Source organism: Microbispora rosea (assembly GCF_900156315.1).
GTDB classification, from domain to species: Bacteria; Actinomycetota; Actinomycetes; order Streptosporangiales; family Streptosporangiaceae; genus Microbispora; species Microbispora rosea.
The window spans coordinates 13,954-36,981 of the sequence record NZ_FTNI01000002.1; the positions used below are offsets into that span (position 1 = coordinate 13,954).

The following is a 23,028-nucleotide window of genomic DNA, read 5'->3' on the forward strand; positions in this document are numbered from 1 at the left end:
ATGCTGATCCCGCGCAGGGTCAAGCACCGCAAGCAGCACCGGCCCGACCGCAGCGGCGCCGCCAAGGGCGGCACCCGGGTCGTCTTCGGCGAGTTCGGCATTCAGGCGCTTGAGCACTCCTACGTGACCAACCGCCAGATCGAGGCCGCGCGTATCGCCATGACCCGGCACATCCGCCGTGGCGGCAAGGTGTGGATCAACATCTTCCCGGACCGCCCCCTGACGAAGAAGCCGGCCGAGACCCGCATGGGTTCCGGTAAGGGTTCTCCGGAGTGGTGGATCGCCAATGTCAAGCCCGGCCGTGTCATGTTCGAGCTGTCCGGTGTCGCCGAGCCCGTGGCCCGTGAGGCCATGCGGCGCGCGATGCACAAGCTCCCCATGAAGTGCCGTTTCGTCAAGCGTGAAGTGGGTGAGGCGTGATGGCTAAGGGTCTGACCGCCGCGGAGCTGCGTGTCGAGGACCAGGAGGTGCTGGTCCAGAAGCTGAAGGAAGCCAAGGAGGAGCTGTTCAACCTCCGCTTCCAGTCGGCGACGGGTCAGCTGGAGAGCCACGGGCGGCTGCGCGCCGTCCGCCGCGAGATCGCCCGCATCTACACCGTGATGCGCGAGCGCGAGCTCGGAATCGTCACGGTCGAGAAGGAGCCGAGCGATGTCTGAAGCAACCGAGACCCCGACCACTGAGACGACCGCGGAGACTCAGCGGAACTACCGCAAGACCCGCGAGGGCCTGGTCGTCAGCGACAAGATGGACAAGACCGTCGTCGTCGCCGTCGAGGACCGCGTCAAGCACCCGCTGTACGGCAAGGTCATCCGCCGTACGACCAAGTACAAGGCCCACGACGAGCAGAACACCTGCGGCGTCGGCGACCGTGTCCTCCTGATGGAGACCCGGCCGCTGTCGGCCACCAAGCGGTGGCGGGTCGTCGAGATCCTCGAGAAGGCCAAGTAACACCACAGACGCGCCTCGTGGGGGGTGGGAGACCGCCCCCCATGATGGTGTCCAAGGGGCGGGGCCGACCATCGGTCCCGTCCGCCCGCGGCGGCGGTCGTACGGCTGTCGCCGAGGGAAAAAGACCACATCAGGTTCGGCCAGGCTCACCGTGAGGGTGAGAACCGGCACGACACACAGGAGTAGACGTGATCCAGCAGGAGTCGCGGCTCAAGGTCGCCGACAACACGGGTGCCAAGGAGATTCTTTGCATCCGCGTGCTCGGCGGCTCGGGTCGGCGCTACGCGGGAATCGGCGACATCATCGTGGGCACGGTGAAGGACGCCATTCCCGGCGGAGGCGTTAAGAAAGGCGACGTTGTCAAGGCTGTCGTGGTGCGCACCGTGAAGGAGCGCCGCCGCCCCGACGGCTCCTACATCCGCTTCGACGAGAACGCCGCGGTCATCATCAAGGACAGCGGTGACCCCCGGGGCACCCGCATCTTCGGCCCGGTGGGCCGTGAACTGCGCGACAAGAAGTTCATGCGCATCATCTCGCTCGCGCCGGAGGTGCTGTGATGCCGAAGCTGCACGTGAAGAAGGGCGACCTCGTCCAGGTCATCGCCGGCAAGGACAAGGGCGCCAAGGGCCGGATCATCGCCGCCTACCCGCGTGACGAGCGCGTGGTGGTCGAGGGCGTCAACATGATCAAGAAGCACTCCAAGGTCACCAACCAGGGACCGCGCGGCGCCAAGGAAGGCGGCGTGCAGACCATGGAGGCTCCCATCCACGTGAGCAACGTGAAGAAGCTCAAGGATGACGAGAAGAAGCCCGAGAAGAAGGCCGCCGACAAGGGCGACGCCGAGGCGACGGGTGAGGACAGCTGATGACCGCCACGACTGAAGAGCGCACCGTTCCGCGCCTCAAGCAGCGCTACCGCGAGGAGATCATCGCGAAGCTGCGCGAGGAGTTCGGCATCGAGAACATCATGCAGGTGCCCACGATCACCAAGATCAAGGTGAACATGGGTGTCGGCGAGGCCGCCCGCGACTCGAAGCTCATCGAGGGCGCCGTTCGCGACCTGACCGCGATCACCGGCCAGAAGCCGGCCGTCGCCCGCGCCCGCAAGTCCATCGCGCAGTTCAAGCTGCGCGAGGGCATGCCGATCGGCGCGCACGTGACGCTGCGCGGCGACCGCATGTGGGAGTTCCTCGACCGCCTGCTGTCGCTGGCGCTGCCGCGTATCCGGGACTTCCGTGGTCTGTCGCCGAAGCAGTTCGACGGCAACGGCAACTACACCTTCGGCCTCACCGAGCAGGTCATGTTCCACGAGGTCGACCAGGACAAGGTGGACCGGCAGCGGGGCATGGACATCACGGTCGTGACCACCGCGAAGAACGACGAGCAGGGCCGGGCGCTGCTGAAGCTCCTCGGTTTCCCCTTCAAGGAGGCCTGATCATGGCGAAGACGTCGCTGAAGGTCAAGGCAGCGCGCAAGCAGAAGTTCGAGGTCCGGGCGTACACTCGGTGCTCCCGCTGCGGTCGTCCCCGCGCTGTCTACCGCAAGTTCGGGCTGTGCCGGGTGTGCTTCCGCGAGATGGCGCACCGGGGCGAGCTGCCCGGCATCACGAAGTCGAGCTGGTAAGCCCTCCGCGGGCCAGCCGTACAGAAGTCATATCAACCGGGCGCTGATCACAGCGCCCACGACCACACCGAAGGTCCCATCGGGAAACCGCGGTGAGGAAGGCCACCGGCCATGACGATGACCGACCCGATCGCAGACATGCTGACGCGTCTGCGTAACGCGAACTCGGCCTATCACGACACCGTGAGCATGCCTTACTCCAAGATCAAGGCACACATCGCGGAGATCCTCCAGCAGGAGGGCTACATCCAGGGCTGGAGCGTCGAGGACGCGAAGGTTGGCAAGAACCTCGTGATGGAGCTGAAGTTCGGCCCCAGCCGCGAGCGCGCCATCGCAGGCCTGCGCCGGGTGTCGAAGCCCGGTCTGCGGGTCTATGCAAAGAAGGACAACCTGCCCCGAGTTCTGGGCGGTCTGGGCGTCGCGATCATCTCGACGTCCGGCGGTCTGATGACGGACCGGCAGGCGAGCAAGCGTGGAGTGGGCGGGGAAGTCCTCGCCTACGTCTGGTAACGAGGGGAGGCACTCAGCATGTCGCGAATCGGACGGCTGCCCATCCCCGTACCGGCGGGTGTCGACATCACGATCGACGGCCGGGAAGTCCAGGTCAAGGGGCCCAAGGGCACGCTCACTCACACGGTCGCCGAGCCCATCGAGGTCTCGCGCGGCGAGGACGGCACCATCACCGTCACCCGCCCGAACGACGAGAACAAGGTTCGTGCGCTGCACGGGCTGTCCCGCACGCTCATCTCCAACATGGTGGCGGGTGTCACGCAGGGCTACACGAAGACGCTCGAGATCGTCGGCGTCGGTTACCGCGTCCAGGCCAAGGGCCCGACGGAGCTGGAGTTCTCGCTGGGCTTCAGCCACCCGGTGATCATCAAGGCTCCCGAGGGCGTCAGCTTCCGCGTCGAGAGGCCGACCCTGTTCCACGTGGACGGCATCGACAAGCAGCGGGTCGGCGAGGTCGCCGCCAACATCAGGAAGCTGCGCAAGCCGGACCCGTATAAGGGCAAGGGCGTGCGCTACCAGGGCGAGGTTGTCCGCCGCAAGGTCGGAAAGGCTGGTAAGTAGGCATGGCTGGAAAGACTGCGTTCGGCAAGCACACGGCCGCCCGCACGGTCTCCCGGGCTCGCCGGCACCACCGTGTCCGCAAGAACGTCTTCGGCACTGCCGAGCGTCCGCGCCTGGTCGTCAACCGGTCGACCCGTCACCTGTTCGTGCAGATCGTCGACGACACTCAGGGCCACACGCTGGTGAGCGCCTCCACCATGGAGGTCTCGCTGCGCGGTGCCGAGGGTGACAAGACCGAGAAGGCGAAGAAGGTCGGCGAGCTTCTCGCTCAGCGGGCCAAGACCGCCGGGATCACCGCTGTCGTGTTCGACCGCGGTGGCAACCGCTACGCGGGGCGCATCGCGGCTCTCGCGGACAGCGCCCGTGAAGGCGGGCTGGAGTTCTGATGACTCCGGCCCATGGGTCGCGACTGACGGCCCATCCAAAGAGCAACGAGAAGAGGAACCACTGATGGCTGCAGCTCCGCGTCGCGGTGCCGGCGGCGGTGGCGAGCGGCGTGACCGTCGTGATGACCGCCGCGGTGGCGCCGCAGACAAGGGCGTCTCGTACATCGAGCGCGTCGTAAAGATCAACCGAGTGGCCAAGGTCGTCCAGGGCGGTCGGCGCTTCAGCTTCACCGCGCTGGTCATCGTCGGCGACGGCAACGGTCTCGTCGGGGTCGGCTACGGCAAGGCCAAGGAGGTGCCCGCGGCGATCGCCAAGGGCGTCGAGGAGGCCAAGAAGCACTTCTTCAAGGTTCCGCGCATCCAGGGCACCATCCCGCACCCGGTGCAGGGCGAGGACGCCGCCGGCGTCGTCCTCCTGCGTCCGGCCTCGCCCGGTACGGGCGTCATCGCGGGTGGCCCGGTTCGCGCGGTCCTGGAGTGCGCCGGGATCCACGACGTGCTGTCCAAGTCGCTCGGCTCGGACAACCCGATCAACATCGTGCACGCCACCGTGGCCGCTTTGAAGGGCCTCAGCAGGCCCGAGGAGATCGCCGCCCGTCGTGGTCTGCCGATCGAGGACGTCGCTCCCAAGGCGATGCTGAAGGCTCGCGCGGAGGGCCTGGCCGAGGCTGCGGCGGCCGCGAAGGCGGTGAGCTAGTGATGGCTCGTCTGAAGATCACCCAGACCCGGTCCAAGATCGGTGGCCAGCAGAACCAGCGTGAATCGCTGCGTTCGCTGGGTCTGAAGCGAATCGGCGACGTCGTCGTCAAGGAGGACCGCCCGGAGATCCGGGGCATGGTCGCCAAGGTGTCGCACCTCGTCGTGGTTGAGGAGGTCGACTAGTCATGACCGAGAACGCTCCGCTCAAGATCCACGACCTCCGTCCGGCCCCCGGCTCCAACAAGGCCAAGACCCGCAAGGGCCGTGGCGAGGGCTCCAAGGGCAAGACGGCCGGCCGTGGCACCAAGGGCACCAGGGCCCGTACGGCTGTGATGCCGGGCTTCGAGGGTGGCCAGGTCCCGCTCCAGCGGCGGCTGCCGAAGCTGAAGGGCTTCTCCAACGCCCTGTTCAAGACGACCTACCAGGTCGTCAACCTGGACAGGCTCGGGGAGCTGTTCCCCCAGGGCGGCGACGTCACGCTCGACGCCCTGGTGGCCAAGGGTGCGGTCCGTAAGAACCAGCCCGTCAAGGTGCTGGGCACCGGCGAGATCTCCGTGGCGCTGAACGTGCAGGCGCACGCCTTCTCCGCCAGTGCGAAGGAGAAGATCGCCGCGGCCGGTGGCTCGGTTTCCGAGCTGTAGGCATGACGCTGCGCGAGGCGCGGAGGTTCGTTATGAGCCTCCGCGCCCGTAGTGCGTTAGAGTTCGCCTGGCACGGGGGTCCACCCGTGTCCGACCAAGCACTCTGGCAGGAAGACATGTCGATGGACGCCTTGCGGGCCATCGCCGACCGTTACCGCGTCACTGGCGCGCAGGAGGGACCGTGCTGACCGCGATTACCCGGGCGTTCCGAACGCCTGACCTGCGCAAGAAGCTGCTTTTCACACTGGGCATCATCGTGCTGTTCCGGCTTGGCTCGGTGCTTCCCACCCCGGGCGTGAACGCCCGGAACGTGGCCCTGTGTCTTGAGCAGGCCCAGGCGGGAGACGCTGCCAACATCTACGGGATGGTGCAGCTCTTCAGCGGCGGCGCCCTGTTGAAACTTTCAGTGTTCGCGCTCGGCATCATGCCGTACATCACCGCGAGCATCATCCTGCAGCTGCTGACGGTGGTGATCCCGCGGCTCGAGGCCCTCAAGAAGGAGGGCCAGGCCGGTACGGCGAGGATTACGCAGTACACCCGTTACCTGACCATCGGGCTGGCGGTGCTGCAGTCCACCGCGTTCGTCGCGCTGGCCCGCAGCGGGCAGCTCTTCCAGAACTGTAACCAGGAGATCCTGCTCAGCCAGGACGTCTTCCCGCTGATCACCATGGTCATCACGATGACCGCCGGCACCGCCGTGATCATGTGGCTGGGCGAGCTGGTGACCGACCGCGGCGTCGGCAACGGCATGTCGATCCTGATCTTCACCCAGGTCATCGCGGTGTTCCCGTCGGAGCTCGTGAACATCTTCCGGCAGAGCCCGTTCAAGTTCGTCGTCGTGATGGTCGTCGGCGTCGTGATGATCGGCGTCGTCGTGTTCATCGAGCAGGCGCAGCGCCGGGTTCCTGTGCAGTACGCCAAGCGGATGGTCGGCCGTCGCATGTACGGCGGCACCTCGACCTACATCCCGCTCAAGGTGAACCAGGCCGGCATCATCCCGGTCATCTTCGCCTCGTCGCTGCTCTACCTGCCGCAGCTTCTGGTCACGCTGTTCGGCAACAGCCAGAAGCCCAACGTGGTCGTCGAGTGGCTGGCCCAGAACATGATCAGGGGCGACCACCCCATCTACATGGCCACGTTCTTCCTGCTGATCGTCTTCTTCACGTACTTCTACGTGTCCATCACTTTCAACCCCCCTGAAGTGGCTGACAACATGAAGAAGTACGGTGGGTTCATCCCGGGCATCCGTCCGGGCCGGCCGACCGCTGAGTACCTGAGCTACGTGCTCAACAGGCTCACGGCCGCGGGCGCTCCGTATCTGGGTGTGATCTCGCTCATCCCGATCATCGCGCTGGCGGTGGCCGGTGCGAGCCAGAACTTCCCGTTCGGAGGGACCAGCATTCTGATCATGGTTGGTGTTGGTCTGGACACGGTCAAGCAGATCGAGAGCCAGCTTCAGCAGCGCAACTACGAGGGCTTCCTGAGATAGTGCGCGTCGTCCTGGTTGGGCCCCCCGGAGCGGGTAAGGGGACGCAGGCCCAGTTCATCGCTTCGCACCTGTCGATCCCGAAAATCTCGACAGGCGACATCTTCCGTGCCAACGTCTCGGGCGGCACGGAGCTCGGCAAGCTCGCCAAGGAGTACATGGACCGCGGTGACCTCGTCCCCGACGAGGTGACCGTGGCCATGGTCCGCGACCGGCTGGCGGAGGACGACGCGCAGGAGGGCTTCCTCCTGGACGGCTTCCCCCGCAACGTGCCCCAGGCCGAGGTCCTCAAGAAGATGCTGGCCGAGTTCGGCACGGCGCTCGACGTTGTCCTCAACCTGGTCGTCGAGGACGACGAGGTCGTCCGGCGGCTGGCGGGCCGTCGTACGTGCCGTTCCTGCGGCAAGGTGTGGCATGTCGTGTTCGACCCGCCCGCCGTGGAGGGTGTCTGCGACGCCTGCGGCGGGGAGCTCTTCCAGCGGGACGACGATCGTGAGGAGACCATCAGGCGGCGCCTGGAGGTCTACCAGGAGCAGACGGCGCCGCTGATCTCGTTCTACGCCGACGAGGGGATTCTGCAGGGGGTCGACGCGACCGGGCCGGTCGAGGAGATCACTCAGCGGGCGATGTCGGCGCTGCGGCGGTTCGCCGACTGATTCATTACCGCAGCCGGGAACGCCACTCCAGTGCATGGGGTGGCGTTCAGGCTTATATGGGACAATTTCGAGAGGGGGTGCGACACGTGTTCAAGAAGAACCGGCACGGAATCCAGATCAAAGGCGCCGAGCAACTGGAGAAGATGCGTGCGGCCGGCCTGGTCGTGGCCCGGACGCTGGAGCTGCTCCGGACGTCGGTCCGGCCCGGGATGACGCCGCTCGACCTCGACGCCATCGCCGAGGAGGCCATCAGGGGCGAGGGTGCGATCCCGTCCTTCAAGGGCTACCAGGGCTTCCCCGCCACGATCTGCGCTTCCGTGAACGACGAGGTCGTGCACGGCATCCCCACCGACCGTCGCCCGTTCCGCGAGGGCGACATCATCTCGATCGACTGCGGCGCGATCCTCGACGGGTGGCACGGCGACTCGGCGATCACCGTCGGGATCGGCGAGGTCGACCCCGCGCTGACCGAGCTCATGCGGGTGACCGAGGAGGCCATGTGGCGCGGCATCGCCGCCCTGCGGGTCGGGGGGCACCTGTCCGACATCGGCCACCAGATCGAGCAGTACGTGCGCTCTCAGGGCCGCTACGGCATCCCTCAGGAGTACGGCGGCCACGGCATCGGCACCGAGATGCACATGGACCCCTGGGTGGCCAACCACGGCAGGCCGGGGCGCGGCCCCCGCTTCGAGGCCGGCATGTGCTTCGCGATCGAGCCGATGGTGAACCTCGGCACCGACCGCACCAAGGTGCTGGCCGACGACTGGACGGTCGTGACGCTCGACGGCCGCGCCTCGGCCCACTTCGAGCACAGCGTCGCGGTGACGGAGAACGGCCCCCTGGTCCTCACGGCGCTCGACGGCGGAGCCTCCCGCTTCCCCGGCGTCGCCGTGGACGCGGGTGAGAGCGCCTCCTGAACCGGCGCCCGTTCCGGCGGCGCGTGAACGATAATGGTCGTATCGCTCGAAAGACCAGGAGATGGTGATGGCGGCAGCGCCGGAGATGCGGGCCTCCGACGGCGACCGTGACCGGGTCGCCGCGGCACTGCGCGAGCACGTGGCCGAGGGCAGGCTCACCATCGACGAGTTCAACGAGCGGCTGGAGCAGGTCTACCAGAGCCGTACGTACGGGGAACTGGCCAGGCTCACCTACGATCTGCCGGAGATCGACCTGCACCGGCTGCCCGCCGCGACCGAGTCCGTGCAACGACCCCATCCCGCCCGGCCTGACGACAAGGCGCGCAGCCTGAAGGGCGCGTGGAGCGCTTGGGCGACCGCCAGCGGCGTGAGCTGGATGATCTGGCTCGTCACCACCGTCGCTTCAGGCCATTTCATCCCTCCGTGGCCGATGTGGGTCATGGGCCCCTGGGGCGTCATCCTCCTCATCAACACGATCGCCAGTGCGGGCGGGCGATCCCGGGGCGGCGCCTGAGCTTTCTTTGCGGGCGGACCGCAGTCGCGGGAGCCTCGGGCGGGTAGATGTCCGGTGTCGCGACGTGCGGCCCGCTCGGGCCGTGCCCCCCGCGGTGCTCAGTCCGCACCCACCCGCCCCGGCATTTCGGCGGTGCCGGGCGGGGGGTGCGGCGGCTTCCCCCCGGTAGCCGGCACGAGGAACGGCCGGGCGCCGCATTCGCCTAATACCCCCTCGGGGGGTACCCTGTGATCTGGTTGTGTCGGGACCCCTGCCGTCGTTTCGCAATTCGGCCCGGGTTGTCGTACACTCCTTTGTCGGTTCACTATGACCTTTGCGCCTAGGCGGCCTTGCTGGTCGCCGCTCTCTGGAAGCGCCCGAAGGTCGCGGCTGCTTAGTGTTCCGAAGCCTCTGACGATCCGATCTGTGAAACGCGAGGGCCATGGCCAAGAAAGACGGCGCCATCGAGATTGAGGGCACTGTTATTGAGTCGCTCCCGAACGCCATGTTCCGGGTGCAACTCGACAACGGTCACAAGGTCCTGGCCCACATCAGTGGGCGGATGCGGATGCACTACATCAGGATCCTGCCCGACGACCGGGTGGTCGTGGAGTTGAGCCCCTACGACCTGAGTCGCGGACGGATCGTCTACCGGTACAAGTAGCCCCCCCGCCAGCGGGGACGGGCCGTATGCGGAACGAATAAGGACTATGAAGGTCAAGCCGAGCGTCAAGAAGATCTGCGACAAGTGCAAGGTGATTCGCCGGCACGGTCGCGTCATGGTGATCTGCGACAACCTGCGCCACAAGCAGCGCCAGGGCTGAGCCCAGCTCTCAGTACGTCGCCACCAGGCCCCTGCTGAGTCCGCCCCTGTGGCGGGCTCGACCGCGTGCGGGCCGGAACAACGAAATCGCGCCACACACCCGCGCAGGCGGCCTCCGCGAGGAGTCCGTACCACGCGGGAGACCCCCGGTCGGAGGCCGGGGCCCTCGCCCGGGCATGGGAGGGGAAGTGTGGCGCCAGACCTCCGCCACACTGAAGGAGAATGCCCGACCATGGCCCGCCTGGTTGGCGTCGACCTCCCCCGCGACAAGCGGCTGGAGATCGCTCTCACCTACATTTTCGGAATCGGCCGCACCCGCGCCAAGGAGATCCTTGACGCGACCGGCATCAGCCCCGACCTGCGCGTCCACCAGCTCACGGACGCCGAGCTCGTCCCGATGCGTGACTACATCGAGGCGAACTACAAGATCGAGGGTGACCTCCGCCGCGAGGTTCAGGCCGACATCCGTCGCAAGATCGAGATCGGCTGCTACCAGGGCATCCGGCACCGCAAGGGGCTGCCTGTCCACGGTCAGCGGACGCAGACGAACGCGCGCACCCGTAAGGGTAAGAAGAAGACCGTCGCCGGCAAGAAGAAGCCGGGCAAGAAGTAGTCCTTAGCAGCCACATTTCCAGGAGTTAGCGCTTCAATGCCGCCGAAGAGCCGCCAGGGCGCACCGAAGAAGGTGCGCCGCAAGGAAAAGAAGAACGTCGCTCACGGGCACGCCCACATCAAGAGCACGTTCAACAACACGATCGTTTCGATCACCGACCCGAACGGGAACGTGATCTCCTGGGCCAGCGCCGGCCACGTCGGGTTCAAGGGCTCCCGTAAGTCCACCCCGTTCGCCGCGCAGATGGCTGCCGAGAACGCCGCCCGCCGCGCCATGGAGCACGGCATGCGCAAGGTCGACGTCTTCGTCAAGGGTCCCGGCTCCGGCCGTGAGACCGCGATCCGTTCGCTGCAGGCGACCGGCCTCGAGGTCGGGTCCATCCAGGACGTGACCCCGGTCCCGCACAACGGCTGCCGTCCGCCCAAGCGCCGTCGCGTCTGAGCTCAGGAGAGTAGAGAGAAATGGCTCGTTACACGGGTCCGGACTGCAAGCTCTGCCGCCGTGAGAAGACCAAGCTCTTCCTCAAGGGCAAGAAGTGCGAGTCCGCCAAGTGCCCCATCGAGATCCGCCCGTACCCGCCGGGTGAGCACGGCCGCGGCCGTCCGAAGGAGTCGGAGTACCAGCTCCAGCTCCGTGAGAAGCAGAAGACCCGCCGCATCTACGGCGTCCTCGAGAAGCAGTTCCACAACTACTACGAGGAAGCCAACCGCAAGGCGGGCAAGACGGGTGAGAACCTCCTCCAGATCCTGGAGAGCCGTCTCGACAACGTGGTCTACCGCGCCGGCTTCGCCGAGTCGCGTGACGCGGCCCGCCAGCAGGTGCGCCACGGCCACTTCCTCGTGAACGGCAAGAAGGTCGACATCCCGTCGTACCGCGTGCGCGAGCACGACATCATCGAGGTCCGCGAGAAGTCGCGCAACCTCCTTCCGTACGAGGTGGCCCGCGCGACCGCCGGCGACAAGACCGTTCCGGCCTGGCTGGGCGTCTCCGCCGACAACATGCGCATCCTCGTGCACCAGCTCCCGGTCCGCCAGCAGATCGACACGCTGGTCCAGGAGCAGCTGATCGTCGAGCTCTACTCCAAGTAGTAGGGCCCCGGCATTTAATGACGCCGTACGGCCGGTACACTCCCGGCCGTACGGCATCATGGTTGTAGGCGAGCGGCGTCAAATAGCGGGCGTCGCCGTAACCTAGGGACCTCTCGTCCATCGTGACGGGGGCGTCCCGGATCCAGGAGATCCTGATGCTCATCGCACAGCGCCCGAGCCTCCAGGAGGAGTCGCTCGAGGAGCACCGGTCCCGGTTCATCATCGAGCCGCTCGAGCCGGGCTTCGGCTACACCATCGGCAACTCGCTGCGGCGCACGCTGCTGTCCTCCATCCCGGGGGCGGCGGTCACCAGCATCCGCATCGAGGGCGTGCTCCACGAGTTCTCGACCGTGCCCGGGGTCAAGGAAGACGTCACCGACATCATCCTGAACCTCAAGTCGCTGGTCGTCTCGTCCGAGCACGACGAGCCCGTGGTGATGTACCTGCGCAAGCAGGGCCCGGGTGAGGTCACCGCCGCCGACATCGCGCCTCCGGCCGGCGTCGAGGTGCACAACCCCGACCTGCACATCGCCACGCTTAACGGCAAGGCGAAGCTGGAGATGGAGCTGACCGTCGAGCGCGGCCGCGGCTACGTCTCCGCCGCCCAGAACAAGCAGCCTGGCCAGGAGATCGGCCGGATTCCGATCGACTCGATCTACTCTCCGGTCCTCAAGGTCACCTACAAGGTCGAGGCCACCCGTGTCGAGCAGCGCACGGACTTCGACCGCCTGATCCTCGACGTCGAGACCAAGCCGTCCATGAAGCCCCGCGACGCGGTGGCCTCGGCCGGCAAGACCCTGGTCGAGCTGTTCGGCCTGGCCCGTGAGCTCAACGTCGAGGCCGAGGGCATCGACATCGGCCCGTCGCCGACGGACGCGGCTCTCGCGGCCGACCTGGCGCTGCCGATCGAGGAGCTCAACCTCACCGTCCGTTCGTACAACTGCCTCAAGCGCGAGGGCATCCACACCGTGGGTGAGCTCGTCGCCCGCAGCGAGCAGGACCTGCTGGACATCCGCAACTTCGGCGCCAAGTCGATCGAAGAGGTCAAGCAGAAGCTGCACGAGATGGGTCTGGCTCTCAAGGACTCCCCGCCCGGGTTCGACCCCTCCGCCGTCGCCGGCGGCGGGTACGACGACGAGGACGGCGGGTTCATCGAGACCGAGCAGTACTGATCGCCCGTCTCCGAGCAGCGGCACCACCGTCTCGTGCCGCCCGTCCAGGGCGGCATGAGGCGGCGATGACAAGTCACGACCGGTACGCCGGTCGGCCCGACCCCGGTACCTGACACGGCCGGAGCGGGTTATCCATGAGGAGCATGAAATGCCCAAGCCCACCAAGGGCGCCCGTCTCGGTGGCAGCCCGTCCCACGAGCGGCTGATCCTGGCGAACCTCGCCACGGCGCTGTTCCAGAACGGCCGGATCACCACCACCGAGGCCAAGGCCAGGCGTCTCCGCCCGCTCGCGGAGAAGCTGATCACCAAGGCGAAGAAGGGCGACATCCACAACCGTCGCCAGGTGCTGACGGTCGTCCGCGACAAGGGCGTCGTCCACCACCTCTTCACCGAGATCGCCCCGACGTACGCCGAGCGTCCCGGTGGCTACACCCGGATCACCAAGCTCGGCCCGCGTAAGGGCGACGCCGCTCCGATGGCGGTCATCGAGCTGGTCACCGAGCAGCTGAACCCGGTCAGGGTCTCCCGCACGGCTCAGGCCGCGCCCGCCGCCGAGGCCGCTCCGGCCGCCGCGGAGGCCGAGGAGACGCCGGCGGCGCAGGACGAGGCCGCCGAGAGCACCACCGCCGAGGCCCCCGAGGCCGCTCCGGCGGAGGGTGACAAGAAGGACGAGGCCTGATCCCAGGCTCTGTGAGCGGGCTCAGTTTCCCTTCCGGGGATGCTGGGCCCGCTCTTCGTTTGTACACCGTACGAGGCACCGTACGAGGGATGGCGTGGAGCGAGAACTGCGGCTGAGGCTGGACCTGGGCTACGACGGCACGGACTTCTCCGGCTGGGCGCGCCAGCCGGGGCGGCGCACCGTGCAGGGGGAGATCGAGGACGCGCTGGGCCGCGTCCTCCGGCTGGACGCCCCGCCGTCGCTCACCGTCGCGGGCCGCACCGACGCGGGCGTCCACGCGAGGGGACAGGTCGCGCACGTCGACGTCCCGCTCGCGGCGCTGGCCGCCGCGTCGTCCGGGCGCGCCCCCGTCCCCGAGGAGCCGGAACGGGCGTGGGAGGAGCGCGGCGCTGAGTGGCTCGCTGCGCTGACGAGGCGGCTGGCCGGTGTGCTGCCCCTCGACGTGCGGGTGCACGTCGTCAGCGTGGCGCCCGCGGGCTTCGACGCCCGGTTCTCCGCGCTGTCGCGCCGGTACGGCTACCGCGTCGGCGACGCCCCCGGCGGGGTGGACCCGCTGCGGCGGCGTGAGGTGCTGTGGTATGCCCGGCCGCTTGACGTGGACCTGCTGAACGCGGCGGCCGCCCGCCTGCTGGGCGAGCACGACTTCGCCGCCTTCTGCCGCAGGCGCGAGGGCGCCACCACGATCCGGGAGCTGCAGCGGCTCGACTGGGTCAGGGGCGAGGACGGGATCCTCCTCGCGACCGTGGTCGCCGACGCCTTCTGCCACTCGATGGTCCGGGCGCTGGTCGGCTCGCTGCTGACCGTGGGGGAGCGCAGGCGGCCCGTCGGGTGGCCCGCCGAGGTGCTGGGGAGAGCCGTACGGGACTCGGGTGTGCACGTCGCTCCCGCGCACGGTCTCACGCTTGAAGAGGTGCGCTACCCCGGGGCGGAGGAACTGGCGCGGCGGGCCGCCGCCACCCGCCGCGTGCGAACTCTGAGCACCTGATCGTCGGTCGTGGAGGTCGCCGGAGCCGCCCGCGGCGCGTGACCCCCGTACGGACGGGAGGCCACGCGCCGGGACGTCAGCGTGAGGCGCGCTTCTCGATCACCTTCGCCATGTTGTCCCGGAAGGCCCCGCTGATCGGCGCGAGGTTCTTGTCGTTCGCGTCCGGGGTGTGCCCGTCGGCGTAGGTGGCGTAGCTGAACACGATGTAGCGTCCCCACACCATGCCCGCGGCGTAGCCGCCGGAGATCGTCACCTTGTCCGCCCGGCTCTTCTTGTCGCCGTCGAGGCCGCGGAACCAGACGTTCGTGCCGAGATCCTTGGCCTGGTCCACGGCGAGGGCCTCGGTCTTGCCGGGCAGCACGGCGATGCCCGCGGTCACCGCGTACTGGCGCTTGCCGTCCACGTAGGTGGCCCTGAGCACCCTGCGGCACTGCTGCTCGGCGAGGGCCTGCGCGAACGCGCCCACCGCCGCCTTCCCGCAGTCGTCGGCCACGTCGACCGTGACCCGGCGGTACGTCCGGCCCGCCAGCGTCACCTTCTCGTCCGGGAACGCCTCTGTCGGCTTCAGGGTCTTGGGGTCGGTCTGCTCGGAGTCGAGGATGGCCGAGGAGACCGTGGAGGTCGGCGTCGGCTCGTCGGAGGGGGGCGGGGCGGCGGTGGTGGCGGTCGGCGTACGGGCGGCCTGGTCGCCGTCCGGCTCGCCCGAGTAGGCGAAGTAGGCCGCGGTGCCGATGGCTCCCACGACGACGACCGCGCCGGCGGCCATCAGGATCCGCTTGACCTTTCCGCCGGAGGGGGGAGAGCCGGCGGGGTCCAGCCTCGCCGGGAGGTTGCCGGGGGTGGAGAGATCGGGCCCGAATCCGGGTGGAGGCGTCGGCTTGCCCGCCTTGGCCGGGGTCACCGGCGTGAACGCGAACGGAGTCTCACCGGTCGGCTGCGAGGGCGAACCGGTCGTGGGAGAGGTTGTCGCCATCTGTCCTGAACTGGGGTCGGGGGAGTCCGCCCCGGTGGCGCCGTCGCTCGCGGACGGGCCCGGTGGCGGCGTGTCGGATGGCGCCGCACCCGGGGGCGCGGCGGATGGCGGGACATCCGAGGGGGACGCCGCGGACGGCGACTGGGACGGTGACGGAGACGCGGTCTGACCCTGCGCCTCGTCCTGTCTCCCCAGTGGTGTCCCGTACGGTGCGCTGTCCTGCGCCTGACCAGGCGCGATCGATGTCTGCGTGGGCGGTCGGAACGGCTCCTCGTGCTGCGGCGGGAGCAGCGGCTGCGTGGTCCTGTCGTGGGCCGGGTGCTGCGGTTCGCTGTGCGGAGTGCTCTGTTCTGAATGCGTGAGGGCCTGGCCGGGCTCGTACGGTGTGCCGGGCAGCGGGAGCCCCTCGACGGGGGTCACCGCATGGGCGATCTCGGCTCCGAAGCCCTCGGGCGGCCCTGCCTGACCCGGCCCTGCGTGACCCGGCCCTGCCTGACCCGGCACGGTCTGATCCGTCTGATCCGGTGCGGCGGGATACGACGCCGGAGCGTCTTGCCCGGAACCGCCCGATGCGAGGGCGTCCGGCTGTCCCGGTCCTCCGGCGGGCGAGCCGCCGCCGGCAGGCATGCCGGCGTGACGCGGCGCGTCCCCGGGTGCGCCGGTGTGCTGTGGCACGGCGACGTGGCCGAGCGCGGCGGGGTCGTCGGGCGCGGTGAGTTGGCCCGGCACGGTGGGGTCGTCGGATGCGGTGGGGTGCTCGGGCGTGCCGGTGGGATTGAGCGCGTCGCCGGACGTGCCGCCTGGCCCGCCCGTGCCCGCCCTGTCGCCGGACGGGCCCTCGGACGCCTGCAGGGTGCCGGGCTCGTCCTGATAGGCGTTCGTGGGGGGCCAGGAGGTGCCTGCGGGCAGCTCCCCCTGCGGGTATGGCTCGCCCGGCAGCCGCGGCGGCCACACGGGCACGTCTCCGGGCTCCCCGGGGCGGATCGCCTCCGGGGGCACGGCTCCCTGCCGGTACGCCTCCGGATGCGCGGGCGCGAAGTCCTGGCCGGGCTGCGGCATGTACTGGGGCCCGTTCTGCGGCCCGTACTGCGGCACGTTCTGGGGCCCGTACTGAGGCGGGGCGGCGGGTGGATACCCCTGGTGGGGCGCCGGGGCCTGGGACCAGGCCTCCCCGCCGGACGGCTGCCCCGGGGCGGGGGCGGGCCCCCACTCGCCGAACGTCGGCACGCCGGGCGCCGTCTCGCCGGGCTGGGCGGCCCAGGGACCACCGGCGTTCTGCTGATCCGGCCCGTACGCGGCCGGTGCCGGAGGCGGGCCGCCGGGCTGCGACCAGGCGGGGGACCCGGCCGGGCCCTGCCACGCCCCGCCCTGAGATCCGTCGTCGTAGGGCGAGGGGGACGCGCCGAAGGCGCCGGGCCCGGCCGGTGCGCCGCCCGGCGGGGCCGTCCAGGGTGCGGGGACGGTGTCACCCGTCCCGGCCTGGGGGGATCCCTGCGGCCACTGCGACTCGTTGCCGGAGTAGGGCCAGGAGGTGACGCCGCCGGGCTGCGCGCCGGCTTGAGGACCGGGTTGGGGACCGGCTTGAGGACCGGGCTGCGCGCCGGGATCGCCGACGGGGGCCGGCCACATCTGCGGACCTCCCCCGCCCGCCGAGGGCGGCTCCTGCTGCCACGGCTGCGGGGCCGAGCCCGGGGGCGGCTCCCAGGCTTGCGTTCCCGGACCCTGCGGAGGCCAGGGCTGCGCTCCCGGATCGGCCGGTGGCTGCCACGCCGGGTTGGGCCCCTGCGCGGGCGGCTGCCATGCGTGCGTCCCGGGGCCGTGGACGGGCTGCTGCGGGCCCGGGGGCGGGGGAACCGGCGGGTACGCCGGGCCGCCCGCGTTCTGCACGGGTTGCCAGGGCGGCGCGTCAGGGCCCTGCGGGTGCTCCCAGCGTGCGGCGTTCGGGTCGGCTGGAGGCTGCCACGTGTGGACGCCCTGGCCCTCGGGCTGCCACGAGGGCCCGTCCGGGTGCTGCGGGTGCTGCGGGGGCTGGTGCGGGTGCTCCCAGTGCGCGGCGTTCGGGTCGGCCGGAGGCTGCCACGAGTGGACGCCCTGGCTCTCCGGCTGCCACGAGGGCCCGCCCGGGCCCGGCGCGGGCGGCTGGGGATGAGCGGCGTGTTCCGCCGGAGGCTGCCATGGAGGCGTGACCGGAGCCGGGGGCTGCCAGGCGGGCGGGCCATACCCGGGATGTCCCTGGGCGCCGTGGCCGGGCTGTTGCCAGTCGCCTGGGCCCGGCGGCTGCCACGAGTGGATGCCCTGGCCCTCCGGCTGCTGCCAGGTGGGCGTGCCGGCGCCGTACGCGGGCTGCGGAGGCACGATGCCGGGACCGGCCCCATGACCGGCCCCATGACCGGCCCCATGACCGGCTTCGTGACCGGCGCCGGGATGCGGCTCGCCGGGGCCGGGCAGGCCGAGGGCCTCGTCGCCGGGGCGGCGCGGCGCGGGAAGGTTCCCGGCGTCCCCCGATACCCCGTGGTCCCCCGATACCCCGTGGTCCCCGGATGCTCCGGCGTCCCCCGGCATGCCGGCATCGCCGGGCATCCCGGCGTCTCCCGGTGCGCCCGGTGCCCCCGGTGTTCCAGGGGCGGTGGGCGGAGGGCCGTACGCCGGAACGGCTCTGAACCTGTTCGTGCTCTCCGGGTCGTCGTCGGGGGGTTCCTGCGCCCCGAGACCGCCGGGCAGCCCGAACCTGGTCGGGTAGGGCACGGCCGGAGACCGGTCCGCCGCACCCGCGGCGTCCGGAGCCCAGGCCGTCCCGTCGTCCGCCGGGGGCTGACCGAACCCGGGCGGGGTCTGGCCGAAGCTCGGAGGTGGCGTCGGAGGTGTCGCCGAGCCCTCGGCGTCCGCCTCGGGGCGGGCCCACGCCGTTTCGTGTTCGTGCTCGGAACCGGAATCCTTGCCACGCATAGCCGGAAGCGTAACGGCGCGGGCGCGATCGGCGTGCCCCTATGGGCGTTTCGGTCCGTGCCGCCCCAGGTCGCCCACCGTCCTCCACCTCAGGGAACGGCCGGCCTCATCTGGGGCCACCGTTCAAAGAACGAGTGTCGAGGGCAGGGAAAACAGTCGCGTCGGTGACGTCCACCGCTGTCTGGTAGAGCCGTTTCAGCTCGTTCTTGGCTGGTTTGTGGCCATCCTTGAACTGGAACCAGAGCAGCACCGCGTAGTGGCCGTGGGTCCAGCCGCCCGCGTACGCCTCACCGGTGCCGAGGTGCTTGGTGGCCTCGTCCTTGCCCGGCAGCGGCTTGAGGTAGTCCTTGCGCTCGCCGCCGCCTCCCGCGGAGGCGACCTTCTTCGCCGTGGCGGAGGTCTTGAGGTTGGCGACACCCACGGTGCCGATGACCGTGCCCTTGGAGTCCGCGAAGCTCGCCCGCAGCAGTTGCGTGCACCCGCCCGCCTTGAGCGCCTTGGTGATTTTGTCGCCGGTGACGCCGTCCGCGCACTTTTTCTCCTTGCGGTACGCGGTGCGGACGTATGAACGCTTGTTCTTGACGAATTTGCTCTTCGCGAACAGTTCTCGCAGCGACAGCGGGCTTTTGTCGGTCGTCCGTGAGGCGGTGTAGCCGAACTTGCCGGGGGGCCCCTCGGAGACGAGCGGTTCCGAGGGGCGGCCGCTGGGTGTCGGGGCGGCGACCGGCGGCTTCTCGGTGCGCGCGGCGTACCACAGACCGGTGAACAGCGCCCCGATCAGGAGCAGCAGGGCGAGGCCGAGCGCCCAGGGGCGACGCCACCAGGGGCCCTTCGCGTCCGGATCCCACACGGGCTCCGGCGGCGCAGGCACCCGCGGCGCCGCCGGCTGCCGCCGCCGCGCATCCCAGTCGCCGCCCGCCTGGCCGCCCGAGGAGGCCGCGTACGCGCCGGAGGGGGCCCCGTACGGGCCGGAGGCGAGCTCCTCCGCACCGCGGGGGCCGTCCTGCTCGAAGGGCCCGCGCCCGGTGTACGGCGGCTGCTCGGGCTGCTGCTGGTAGGCCTGCTGCTGGTAGGCCTGGGACGGCGCCTGCTCGGGCTCGTACGGCGGGCGCTCATGCGGCGAGCGTTCGTACGGCGAGCGCTCATACGGCGATTGCTCGCGGGCGTACGGTGACGGCTCGCGCTGGTACGGCGGCTGCCCCCCGCCGTAGGGAGGCACGTCGCGACGGCCGGCGAGGGGCGAGTCGTCCCCCCCGGAGTACGGCGGCAGGTCCCGCCTGCGGGGATCCGGGGGATGATGCGGTGGTTGCTGGTCGCCGGGATAACCCATGGCGCTGAGATTAGTCGGCTATCTGGACAGATGAGGAAGGGTCAGGAATACCCGAAGTCCTCGGTCCACCACGGACCGCCCTCGCCCATGCTCACTCCGACCCCGGTCGCGACCAGGCCGCAGTTGAGCAGCGTGGCGCGGTCGCTGCGCCCGGCCATCCAGCCGCGTACGACCGTCTGGGCGGTCTGATAGCCCCTCGCGATCGTCTCGGCACCGCCCTCGGAGTAGCCCGCCGCGCCCATGCGGTCCCAGGGAGAGGCGCCGCCGGGGGAGCTGTGCCGGAACAGCCTGCTCGACGCCATCTCGTCCGAGTGCGCGCGGGCGGACTCCACCAGGCGCGGGTCCACGCGCAGCGGCCGGCAGCCGTGCCTGCGGCGCTCGGCGTTGACCAGGCGCACGACCTCGGCCTCCATCGAGGCGGCCCGCATCGAGTCGGCGTCGTACTCGTCGCCGCCGCCGTCCCCTCCGGGAGTGATGACGGTGTGCCGCGAGCCGCTGTCGGAGCCGTCGATCAGCGTGGAGGGCGGCTTCTCCTTGCGGGGGCGGCGCTGCGGCACCTGCCGGGGGGTGACCGGAGCCACGGTGCCCAGCACGTGGTCGAGGGTGGGCCGGTCGCGCGGCTCCGCGCCCGCCGCCATCACGCTCGACGACGGGGACGGCTCGGCCTCGCGCAGATAGACGCCGTCGACCACGCTCGATCTGGCGCTCATCCTGCCGATTACGACGCCGGTGAGCAGGATGGCCATCGCGCACGCCAGCAGACCCATCTGAGTCCCCCGTAGGGGGCCACGGAAGGTGTGTTTTTTGTGAGGGGTCTGCCACATACCGCAGTCAAATATAGGGATACACGCCATGGGGAAGAAGGGGCGAATGGGTATGGATTTGATGAACGTTCAAATGAGTCGTTCCAAACACCCGCGCCTCTCGCTGTTTTGACCAGGCGGCATCGGGTCGGTAGTCTGCTAGTTCGTTGTGTGTGGATCGGTCTGTCCGCAGACCGGTGCACGGCGCGTCCGGCGTCTTCTCCCGTACATGTGGAGACGGAGGTTGTCGCCGTGCCTGCGCAACCTACCGAGAGTTCACATTCCGACAGAAGGCACTGCCGTGCGCACGTTCTCACCGAAGCCCAACGACGTCGAACGTCAGTGGTACGTCATCGACGCGACCGACGTCGTACTCGGCCGGCTGGCCAGCCAGGTGGCGACCCTGCTCCGCGGGAAGCACAAGCCGATCTTCGCTCCGCATGTCGACACGGGTGACTTCGTCATCGTCATCAACGCCGACAAGATCGCCCTGAGCGGCAACAAGCTCGAGCAGAAGAAGGCGTACCGCCACTCGGGTTACCCCGGCGGTCTGCGCGCCGTCTCCTACGGCGAGCTCATGGAGAAGCGTCCGGACCGGGCTGTGGAGAAGGCCGTCCGCGGCATGCTTCCCAAGAACGCCCTGGGCCGGAAGATGGCCAAGAAGCTCAAGGTGTACGCCGGCGGCGAGCACCCGCACCAGGCCCAGCAGCCGGTGCCCTTCCAGATCACCCAGATCGCCCAGTAATCGCGAGCCAGGAAAGTTAAGAGGAGAACCGTGGCCGAGCCCACCGGTATCGAGACGCTCGTCGAGGGCGAGCCGGAAGACTACACCGCGGAGGAGTTCCCCTCCGAGTACACCACCGAGTCGGCTCCCGCCGGCGAGGGCGCCGCGCGCAAGCCCGTCACCACGGGCAACTCGTACGGCACCGGCCGCCGCAAGGAGGCCATCGCCCGTGTCCGCATCGTGCCGGGCACCGGCAAGTGGACGATCAACGGCCGCTCGCTGGAGAGCTACTTCCCGAACAAGGTCCACCAGCAGCTGATCAGTGAGCCGTTCGTCGTGCTCGGCGCCGAGGACGCGTTCGACGTCATCGCCCGCATCGACGGCGGCGGCGTGACCGGCCAGGCCGGTGCGCTGCGCATGGGCCTGTCCCGCGCGCTCGCCGCTCTGGACGCCGAGGTCAACCGCCCGCCGCTGAAGAAGGCCGGCTTCCTCACCCGTGACGCCCGCGCCACGGAGCGGAAGAAGTACGGCCTCAAGAAGGCCCGCAAGGCTCCGCAGTACAGCAAGCGTTAATGTCGCGGAACCCCGTAGGCGCCCCCTCCCGGGGGCGCCTCTTCGGCACCGACGGGGTACGTGGGGTCGCCGGACGCGACCTCACCGCGGAGCTGGCCATGGACCTGTCCGTGGCCGCCGCGCACGTGCTCGGCGACGCCGGGGCGTTCCACGCCAGTGTCGGGCGGCGCGGCCGCCCGATCGCCGTCGTAGGCCGGGACCCGCGAGCTTCAGGAGAGTTCCTGGAGGCCGCCGTGGTCGCCGGCCTCGCGTCGTCTGGTGTGGACGTCCTGCGGCTCGGCGTGCTGCCCACCCCCGCGGTCGCGTATCTGACCAACGCGCTGGGCGCCGACCTCGGCGTCATGCTCTCCGCGTCGCACAACCCCGCACCCGACAACGGCATCAAGTTCTTCACCCGTGGCGGCTACAAGCTGCCCGACGCGGTGGAGAACGAGATCGAGCAGCGGCTCGGGGAGAAGTGGAACCGTCCGGTCGGCGAGTCCGTCGGCCGGGTCCGCGAGGCGTACGGCGAGGCCGATCGATACGTCTCGCATCTGCTGACCACCCTGCCCCACAGCCTCGACGGGCTGCGGGTCGTCGTCGACTGCGCGCACGGCGCGGCGCACATGGTCGCTCCGGAGGCGCTGCTGCGCGCCGGCGCCGCCGTGGAGACCATCGGCGCCGCCCCGGACGGGTTGAACATCAACGACGGCGTGGGCTCGACCCACCTGGCCGCCCTGCGGGAGGCCGTCGTCGGAAGCGGCGCCGACCTCGGCATCGCCTACGACGGCGACGCCGACCGCTGCCTCGCCGTCACCGGCACGGGCGAGGAGATCGACGGCGACCAGATCATGGCGATCCTGGCCCTGTCGATGCAGGCCGACGGCCGCCTCGCCAAGGACACGGTCGTCGCGACGGTCATGTCCAACCTGGGGTTCAAGCTCGCCCTTCGGGAGGCCGGCCTGTCCGTGGTGGAGACCGCGGTCGGCGACCGGTACGTCCTGGAGGCGATGCAGGACGGCGGCTACACCCTCGGCGGCGAGCAGTCCGGTCACGTGATCATGCTGGATTACGCCACGACCGGGGACGGCCTGCTGACCTCGCTCCACCTGATGGCCGAGGTGGCCCGGCAGGGCCGTTCCCTCGCCGACCTCGCGTCGGTGATGACGAAGCTGCCGCAGGTGCTCGTCAACGTCAGGGACGTGGTGAAGGCGAAGGCCTCCGCCCCCGAACTGCGGGCGGCCGTGGCCGAGGCGGAGGACGAGCTCGGGGAGACCGGCCGCGTGCTGATCCGTCCGAGCGGCACCGAGCCGATGATCCGGGTCATGGTCGAGGCCGAGTCGCACGACCAGGCCAAGGCCGTGGCGGACCGCCTCGCGGACGTCGTCCGCACCGTCTGCGCCTGACGCCCCCGCGTCACC

At 69.7% G+C, this 23,028-nt stretch carries 31 protein-coding genes; 28 read left to right on the forward strand and 3 right to left on the reverse strand.

All coding sequences use genetic code 11. The annotated features are described in order from the left end of the window. From rplP to truA, 25 genes are all read left to right on the forward strand, one after another. Positions 1 to 420 (forward strand): 50S ribosomal protein L16, encoded by a 420-nt coding sequence (gene rplP / locus BXA11_RS02755; protein WP_030508327.1) that lies wholly within the window; start codon positions 1 to 3, stop codon positions 418 to 420. Further along, on the forward strand, positions 420 to 656 hold the full coding sequence (gene rpmC / locus BXA11_RS02760; protein WP_030508328.1) for a 50S ribosomal protein L29: 237 nt from the start codon (positions 420 to 422) through the stop codon (positions 654 to 656). The genes rplP and rpmC overlap by 1 nt, the downstream gene beginning before the upstream one ends. Further along, positions 649 to 948, forward strand: a complete 300-nt coding sequence (rpsQ, locus tag BXA11_RS02765) for a 30S ribosomal protein S17 (RefSeq protein WP_030508329.1) — start codon at positions 649 to 651, stop codon at positions 946 to 948. The genes rpmC and rpsQ overlap by 8 nt, the downstream gene beginning before the upstream one ends. A gap of 188 nt (positions 949 to 1,136) precedes the next feature. Then, positions 1,137 to 1,505 carry a 50S ribosomal protein L14 gene (rplN, locus tag BXA11_RS02770; RefSeq protein WP_030508330.1) on the forward strand — a complete coding sequence of 123 codons (369 nt, stop codon included), beginning with the start codon at positions 1,137 to 1,139 and terminating at the stop codon, positions 1,503 to 1,505. A gap of 8 nt (positions 1,506 to 1,513) precedes the next feature. Then, positions 1,514 to 1,813, forward strand: coding sequence for a 50S ribosomal protein L24 (gene rplX / locus BXA11_RS02775; RefSeq protein ID WP_143734084.1), 300 nt, complete (start codon positions 1,514 to 1,516; stop codon positions 1,811 to 1,813). Continuing rightward, positions 1,813 to 2,382 carry a 50S ribosomal protein L5 gene (gene rplE / locus BXA11_RS02780; protein ID WP_030508332.1) on the forward strand — a complete coding sequence of 190 codons (570 nt, stop codon included), beginning with the start codon at positions 1,813 to 1,815 and terminating at the stop codon, positions 2,380 to 2,382. Before rplX ends, rplE begins: the two co-directional genes overlap by 1 nt. 2 nt (positions 2,383 to 2,384) lie before the next feature. Then, the gene (locus tag BXA11_RS02785; protein ID WP_030451489.1) at positions 2,385 to 2,570 is read left to right on the forward strand and encodes a type Z 30S ribosomal protein S14; all 186 of its coding nucleotides are present in this window, start codon (positions 2,385 to 2,387) and stop codon (positions 2,568 to 2,570) included. 111 nt (positions 2,571 to 2,681) lie between these two features. Then, entirely contained in the window at positions 2,682 to 3,080 is a 399-nt protein-coding gene (rpsH, locus tag BXA11_RS02790) for a 30S ribosomal protein S8 (RefSeq protein WP_030508333.1), read from the forward strand. Between the two features lie 18 nt (positions 3,081 to 3,098). Beyond that, entirely contained in the window at positions 3,099 to 3,641 is a 543-nt protein-coding gene (gene rplF, locus BXA11_RS02795) for a 50S ribosomal protein L6 (RefSeq protein WP_030508334.1), read from the forward strand. Positions 3,642 to 3,643: 2 nt separating this feature from the next. Then, positions 3,644 to 4,027 (forward strand): 50S ribosomal protein L18, encoded by a 384-nt coding sequence (rplR, locus tag BXA11_RS02800; RefSeq protein WP_030508335.1) that lies wholly within the window; start codon positions 3,644 to 3,646, stop codon positions 4,025 to 4,027. A gap of 64 nt (positions 4,028 to 4,091) precedes the next feature. After that, positions 4,092 to 4,724: a 30S ribosomal protein S5 gene (rpsE, locus tag BXA11_RS02805; RefSeq protein WP_030508336.1), complete on the forward strand. Its 633-nt coding sequence runs from the start codon at positions 4,092 to 4,094 to the stop codon at positions 4,722 to 4,724. A 2-nt stretch (positions 4,725 to 4,726) separates the two neighbouring features. Then, positions 4,727 to 4,909, forward strand: a complete 183-nt coding sequence (rpmD, locus tag BXA11_RS02810; RefSeq protein WP_030508337.1) for a 50S ribosomal protein L30 — start codon at positions 4,727 to 4,729, stop codon at positions 4,907 to 4,909. 2 nt (positions 4,910 to 4,911) lie between these two features. Then, positions 4,912 to 5,367 carry a 50S ribosomal protein L15 gene (rplO, locus tag BXA11_RS02815; protein WP_030508338.1) on the forward strand — a complete coding sequence of 152 codons (456 nt, stop codon included), beginning with the start codon at positions 4,912 to 4,914 and terminating at the stop codon, positions 5,365 to 5,367. Between the two features lie 181 nt (positions 5,368 to 5,548). After that, the gene (secY, locus tag BXA11_RS02825; RefSeq protein WP_076432512.1) at positions 5,549 to 6,856 is read left to right on the forward strand and encodes a preprotein translocase subunit SecY; all 1,308 of its coding nucleotides are present in this window, start codon (positions 5,549 to 5,551) and stop codon (positions 6,854 to 6,856) included. After that, a complete protein-coding gene (locus BXA11_RS02830) occupies positions 6,856 to 7,509 on the forward strand; it encodes an adenylate kinase (protein WP_030508341.1) in 654 nt (217 codons plus the stop codon). Before secY ends, BXA11_RS02830 begins: the two co-directional genes overlap by 1 nt. Before the next feature lie 86 nt (positions 7,510 to 7,595). Further along, positions 7,596 to 8,426: a type I methionyl aminopeptidase gene (gene map / locus BXA11_RS02835; RefSeq protein ID WP_030508342.1), complete on the forward strand. Its 831-nt coding sequence runs from the start codon at positions 7,596 to 7,598 to the stop codon at positions 8,424 to 8,426. 67 nt (positions 8,427 to 8,493) lie between these two features. Further along, entirely contained in the window at positions 8,494 to 8,940 is a 447-nt protein-coding gene (locus tag BXA11_RS02840) for a DUF1707 SHOCT-like domain-containing protein (RefSeq protein WP_076433104.1), read from the forward strand. 421 nt (positions 8,941 to 9,361) lie between these two features. Next, positions 9,362 to 9,583 carry a translation initiation factor IF-1 gene (infA, locus tag BXA11_RS02845; protein ID WP_030508344.1) on the forward strand — a complete coding sequence of 74 codons (222 nt, stop codon included), beginning with the start codon at positions 9,362 to 9,364 and terminating at the stop codon, positions 9,581 to 9,583. A gap of 46 nt (positions 9,584 to 9,629) precedes the next feature. Continuing rightward, the gene (gene rpmJ, locus BXA11_RS02850; RefSeq protein ID WP_003956441.1) at positions 9,630 to 9,743 is read left to right on the forward strand and encodes a 50S ribosomal protein L36; all 114 of its coding nucleotides are present in this window, start codon (positions 9,630 to 9,632) and stop codon (positions 9,741 to 9,743) included. 231 nt (positions 9,744 to 9,974) lie between these two features. Beyond that, on the forward strand, positions 9,975 to 10,355 hold the full coding sequence (gene rpsM / locus BXA11_RS02855) for a 30S ribosomal protein S13 (RefSeq protein ID WP_030508345.1): 381 nt from the start codon (positions 9,975 to 9,977) through the stop codon (positions 10,353 to 10,355). Between the two features lie 36 nt (positions 10,356 to 10,391). Then, positions 10,392 to 10,796 carry a 30S ribosomal protein S11 gene (gene rpsK, locus BXA11_RS02860; protein WP_020542285.1) on the forward strand — a complete coding sequence of 135 codons (405 nt, stop codon included), beginning with the start codon at positions 10,392 to 10,394 and terminating at the stop codon, positions 10,794 to 10,796. A gap of 20 nt (positions 10,797 to 10,816) precedes the next feature. Continuing rightward, complete coding sequence (rpsD, locus tag BXA11_RS02865) at positions 10,817 to 11,443, forward strand: 30S ribosomal protein S4 (RefSeq protein ID WP_030508346.1); 627 nt, start codon at positions 10,817 to 10,819, stop codon at positions 11,441 to 11,443. A 155-nt stretch (positions 11,444 to 11,598) separates the two neighbouring features. Beyond that, the gene (locus BXA11_RS02870) at positions 11,599 to 12,615 is read left to right on the forward strand and encodes a DNA-directed RNA polymerase subunit alpha (RefSeq protein WP_030508347.1); all 1,017 of its coding nucleotides are present in this window, start codon (positions 11,599 to 11,601) and stop codon (positions 12,613 to 12,615) included. A 148-nt stretch (positions 12,616 to 12,763) separates the two neighbouring features. After that, the gene (gene rplQ, locus BXA11_RS02875; RefSeq protein WP_076432516.1) at positions 12,764 to 13,294 is read left to right on the forward strand and encodes a 50S ribosomal protein L17; all 531 of its coding nucleotides are present in this window, start codon (positions 12,764 to 12,766) and stop codon (positions 13,292 to 13,294) included. A gap of 94 nt (positions 13,295 to 13,388) precedes the next feature. Then, on the forward strand, positions 13,389 to 14,279 hold the full coding sequence (gene truA, locus BXA11_RS02880; protein WP_076432518.1) for a tRNA pseudouridine(38-40) synthase TruA: 891 nt from the start codon (positions 13,389 to 13,391) through the stop codon (positions 14,277 to 14,279). Between the two features lie 76 nt (positions 14,280 to 14,355). Here truA and BXA11_RS02885 read toward each other — a convergent pair whose 3' ends face one another. From BXA11_RS02885 to BXA11_RS02895, 3 genes are all read right to left on the reverse strand, one after another. Continuing rightward, entirely contained in the window at positions 14,356 to 18,198 is a 3,843-nt protein-coding gene (locus BXA11_RS02885) for a hypothetical protein (RefSeq protein ID WP_083743913.1), read from the reverse strand. A gap of 106 nt (positions 18,199 to 18,304) precedes the next feature. Beyond that, positions 18,305 to 19,528, reverse strand: coding sequence for a hypothetical protein (locus tag BXA11_RS02890; RefSeq protein ID WP_143734052.1), 1,224 nt, complete (start codon positions 19,526 to 19,528; stop codon positions 18,305 to 18,307). A 41-nt stretch (positions 19,529 to 19,569) separates the two neighbouring features. After that, positions 19,570 to 20,295 carry a CAP domain-containing protein gene (locus tag BXA11_RS02895; RefSeq protein WP_076432524.1) on the reverse strand — a complete coding sequence of 242 codons (726 nt, stop codon included), beginning with the start codon at positions 20,293 to 20,295 and terminating at the stop codon, positions 19,570 to 19,572. A 337-nt stretch (positions 20,296 to 20,632) separates the two neighbouring features. Between BXA11_RS02895 and rplM the strand changes: the two genes are divergently transcribed. Genes rplM through glmM form a run of 3 tightly spaced genes read left to right on the forward strand, consistent with a single transcriptional unit; the run spans position 20,633 to position 23,013 of the window. Then, positions 20,633 to 21,076 (forward strand): 50S ribosomal protein L13, encoded by a 444-nt coding sequence (rplM, locus tag BXA11_RS02900; protein ID WP_030508353.1) that lies wholly within the window; start codon positions 20,633 to 20,635, stop codon positions 21,074 to 21,076. Between the two features lie 30 nt (positions 21,077 to 21,106). Then, entirely contained in the window at positions 21,107 to 21,628 is a 522-nt protein-coding gene (gene rpsI / locus BXA11_RS02905; protein WP_076432526.1) for a 30S ribosomal protein S9, read from the forward strand. Further along, on the forward strand, positions 21,628 to 23,013 hold the full coding sequence (gene glmM, locus BXA11_RS02910; RefSeq protein ID WP_076432528.1) for a phosphoglucosamine mutase: 1,386 nt from the start codon (positions 21,628 to 21,630) through the stop codon (positions 23,011 to 23,013). Before rpsI ends, glmM begins: the two co-directional genes overlap by 1 nt. Positions 23,014 to 23,028 lie beyond the last annotated feature (15 nt).

Coding starts and splice junctions, on each gene's coding strand:
- rplP (WP_030508327.1), top strand. CDS start 1: ATGCTGATCCCGCGCAGGGTCAAGCACCGCAAGCAGCACCGGCCCGAC.
- rpmC (WP_030508328.1), top strand. CDS start 420: ATGGCTAAGGGTCTGACCGCCGCGGAGCTGCGTGTCGAGGACCAGGAG.
- rpsQ (WP_030508329.1), top strand. CDS start 649: ATGTCTGAAGCAACCGAGACCCCGACCACTGAGACGACCGCGGAGACT.
- rplE (WP_030508332.1), top strand. CDS start 1,813: ATGACCGCCACGACTGAAGAGCGCACCGTTCCGCGCCTCAAGCAGCGC.
- BXA11_RS02785 (WP_030451489.1), top strand. CDS start 2,385: ATGGCGAAGACGTCGCTGAAGGTCAAGGCAGCGCGCAAGCAGAAGTTC.
- rpsH (WP_030508333.1), top strand. CDS start 2,682: ATGACGATGACCGACCCGATCGCAGACATGCTGACGCGTCTGCGTAAC.
- rplF (WP_030508334.1), top strand. CDS start 3,099: ATGTCGCGAATCGGACGGCTGCCCATCCCCGTACCGGCGGGTGTCGAC.
- rplR (WP_030508335.1), top strand. CDS start 3,644: ATGGCTGGAAAGACTGCGTTCGGCAAGCACACGGCCGCCCGCACGGTC.
- rpsE (WP_030508336.1), top strand. CDS start 4,092: ATGGCTGCAGCTCCGCGTCGCGGTGCCGGCGGCGGTGGCGAGCGGCGT.
- rpmD (WP_030508337.1), top strand. CDS start 4,727: ATGGCTCGTCTGAAGATCACCCAGACCCGGTCCAAGATCGGTGGCCAG.
- rplO (WP_030508338.1), top strand. CDS start 4,912: ATGACCGAGAACGCTCCGCTCAAGATCCACGACCTCCGTCCGGCCCCC.
- BXA11_RS02840 (WP_076433104.1), top strand. CDS start 8,494: ATGGCGGCAGCGCCGGAGATGCGGGCCTCCGACGGCGACCGTGACCGG.
- infA (WP_030508344.1), top strand. CDS start 9,362: ATGGCCAAGAAAGACGGCGCCATCGAGATTGAGGGCACTGTTATTGAG.
- rpmJ (WP_003956441.1), top strand. CDS start 9,630: ATGAAGGTCAAGCCGAGCGTCAAGAAGATCTGCGACAAGTGCAAGGTG.
- rpsM (WP_030508345.1), top strand. CDS start 9,975: ATGGCCCGCCTGGTTGGCGTCGACCTCCCCCGCGACAAGCGGCTGGAG.
- rpsK (WP_020542285.1), top strand. CDS start 10,392: ATGCCGCCGAAGAGCCGCCAGGGCGCACCGAAGAAGGTGCGCCGCAAG.
- rpsD (WP_030508346.1), top strand. CDS start 10,817: ATGGCTCGTTACACGGGTCCGGACTGCAAGCTCTGCCGCCGTGAGAAG.
- BXA11_RS02870 (WP_030508347.1), top strand. CDS start 11,599: ATGCTCATCGCACAGCGCCCGAGCCTCCAGGAGGAGTCGCTCGAGGAG.
- rplQ (WP_076432516.1), top strand. CDS start 12,764: ATGCCCAAGCCCACCAAGGGCGCCCGTCTCGGTGGCAGCCCGTCCCAC.
- BXA11_RS02885 (WP_083743913.1), bottom strand. CDS start 18,198: ATGCGTGGCAAGGATTCCGGTTCCGAGCACGAACACGAAACGGCGTGG.
- BXA11_RS02890 (WP_143734052.1), bottom strand. CDS start 19,528: ATGGGTTATCCCGGCGACCAGCAACCACCGCATCATCCCCCGGATCCC.
- BXA11_RS02895 (WP_076432524.1), bottom strand. CDS start 20,295: ATGGGTCTGCTGGCGTGCGCGATGGCCATCCTGCTCACCGGCGTCGTA.
- glmM (WP_076432528.1), top strand. CDS start 21,628: ATGTCGCGGAACCCCGTAGGCGCCCCCTCCCGGGGGCGCCTCTTCGGC.